This is a genomic window from Streptomyces sp. SAS_281 (assembly GCF_052542855.1).
Map to the genome: position 1 here is coordinate 1 of NZ_JBMNDO010000247.1, position 2,308 is coordinate 2,308.

The window sequence follows — 2,308 nt, forward strand, 5'->3', positions numbered from 1 at the left end:
CACGGTCCAACGTCAGGTCATCGGCGAAATGCCGGTCACCGGTCGCGTCGGGCACGTACTTCACACAGACAACGATCCTCAAGCTCACGCCGGCTCTCCTACTGCATCGTCATTTCCGGGGCTGCCTTGTTGCACGCAGCATAGGCGCCTGATGGGGCGTTTTCCGGTCGGGGCGACCGACGCTCCGACCGTCATATTACTCGCCAGTACATCGAGCGTGTGCCCAATGAGCAAGCGCTTTGCACTGTGATCTGCCCAACGCGATCCACCCGGGAACCCCCGGGGCCGCGTCAGTCCCGCAGACCCGTGAACCGCCCTTGGTGATAGACGAGTGGCCGGCCTCCGCCTGCCGGGTCGCCCTCGACCACCTGGGCGATCACGATGTGGTGGTCGCCCGCCGGGACCCGGGTCACCACGCGGCAGACCAGCCACGCCAACACGCCGTCGAGCAGCGGAACGCCCTGCGGGCCACTGCGCCAAAAGGTGGACGGCCCGAACCGGTCGGCGCCGCTCCGGGCGAAGGTGGCGGCCAGTTCCCGCTGGTGTTCGCCGAGTATGTGCACGCCCACGTGCTCGGCCTCGGCCAGCACCGGCCAGCTGGAGGAGGAGGTGCCGACGCCGAAGGAGACGAGGGGCGGCTCCGCGGCCACGGAGTTGAGCGAGGTGGCGGTGAAGCCGACCGGGCGCTCCCCGGCTGCTGTGATCACGGCGACTCCGGCGGCGTGCCGGCGGAACACGGAGCGCAGGAGGTCCGGGGATGCCGTGCGCGTGTGGCCGAGCCCGGGTGATGCCGTCATGGAGATGTCCTTCTGCGCGTCGGAGATGCGGGGTCGTGGATGCTCAGGCACCCGGACAGCACGCGCCGGCGGTGCGGGCGAGGTCGATGTACGCCCGGTCATGGAGAAGGGGATCTGACGGCATAACGTCAGACTGACGATGCGTGGTCCGTGCAGTCAAGGGTGTCCCATCAGGTGGGAGAAGCATCACGGTCCGTCATATCACCCGGCCGAGGGCGGCCACGACGTCGACGGTGCGGGGCTGCCCCTCGGCCCGGCGGACGACCCGGCCCCCGGCGTCGAGGACCAGGACGGTCGGGGTCCGGCTGATGCCGAGGGCGCGCACGAGCGCGAGACGCGCCTCCGCGTCGATCTCCACGTGGGCGACGCCTTCGACCATTCCGGCCACCTCCGCGAGGGTGCGGCGGGTGGCCCGGCACGGCTGGCAGAAGGCGGTGGAGAACTGCACGAGCGTGGCCCGCTCCCCCAGCTCCGCCCCGAGTTGTGCGGCGTCCAGCCTCTCGGCACCTGCCTGCCCGTCCACCTGCGGCCTCCTGTCAGAGTTCTACGCAGAGGGTCAGCGTCGGCGACGGCGCGGGCATTCCCGGGCGCCCTACGTGACGAGAATCTCGCGTCCCGTCGCCGCCGGGACTGGCCACCACGTCGCCGCATGGGGCACGATCGGCGCAATGCCGAAAACCTACGGCTGCGTAACTTCCGCCGGGAGAACCTCCGCGGGCGCTGAAGAAAGGGTCTTCCCCAGATGGCAGAACTCGTCTATCGGCCGGTCATCGGCGCCGCTCGCACGTTTTTCAAGGCGCTCGACCTGAAGATCGACACTCAGGGTTCGGAGCACATCCCGAAGACCGGTGGCGCTGTTCTGGTCAGCAACCACATCAGTTATCTGGACTTCATCTTCAGTGGCCTCGCCGCGCTCCCGCAGAAGCGGCTGGTGCGTTTCATGGCCAAGGAATCCGTATTCCGGCACAAGGTCTCCGGGCCGCTGATGCGCGGCATGAAGCACATTCCCGTCGACCGCAAGCAGGGCGAGGACGCCTACGCGCACGCGCTGGCCTCGCTGCGGTCCGGCGAGATCGTCGGGGTGTTCCCCGAGGCGACGATCTCGGAGTCGTTCACGCTCAAGAGTTTCAAGTCCGGTGCCGCGCGCCTGGCCCAGGAGGCCGGGGTGCCGCTGATCCCGATGGCCCTGTGGGGCACGCAGCGGCTGTGGACCAAGGGCCGGCCGCGCAACTTCAAGCGCAGCCACACCCCGATCACCATCCGCGTCGGAGAGGCCGTGGAGGCCCCCACGGACCAGTACGCGGGCGCCATCACGCGGCGGCTGCGGGAGCGGGTGCAGGAGCTGCTGGAAGCGGCCCAGCGGGCGTATCCGGTCCGGCCGAAGGACGCGAGTGACACGTGGTGGGTGCCCGCGCACCTGGGCGGTACGGCTCCGACGGCGGCCGAGGTCCGCGAGCGCGGCTGAAACGCCGCCACCGGGGGTGCGGACGGTCCGTCCGCACCCCCAGTGG

Annotated in this window: 3 protein-coding genes and 1 pseudogene; 1 reads left to right on the plus strand and 3 read right to left on the minus strand. The window is 69.8% G+C overall.

Features of this window, described 5'->3' with window-relative positions; translation table 11 throughout:
- The 3 genes and pseudogenes from ACN6LM_RS37925 to ACN6LM_RS37935 form a co-directional block, all read right to left on the minus strand.
- Positions 1-88, minus strand: a pseudogene (locus ACN6LM_RS37925) (electron transfer flavoprotein subunit beta); the annotation flags it as partial.
- 202 nt (positions 89-290) lie between these two features.
- Positions 291-797, minus strand: coding sequence for a flavin reductase family protein (locus tag ACN6LM_RS37930; RefSeq protein ID WP_445069969.1), 507 nt, complete (start codon positions 795-797; stop codon positions 291-293).
- Between the two features lie 196 nt (positions 798-993).
- Positions 994-1,320, minus strand: a complete 327-nt coding sequence (locus ACN6LM_RS37935) for a TlpA family protein disulfide reductase (RefSeq protein ID WP_445069970.1) — start codon at positions 1,318-1,320, stop codon at positions 994-996.
- Between the two features lie 219 nt (positions 1,321-1,539).
- On the opposite strand from ACN6LM_RS37935, the gene ACN6LM_RS37940 reads away from it, so the two are divergent.
- Positions 1,540-2,262: a lysophospholipid acyltransferase family protein gene (locus ACN6LM_RS37940; protein WP_445069971.1), complete on the plus strand. Its 723-nt coding sequence runs from the start codon at positions 1,540-1,542 to the stop codon at positions 2,260-2,262.
- Positions 2,263-2,308 lie beyond the last annotated feature (46 nt).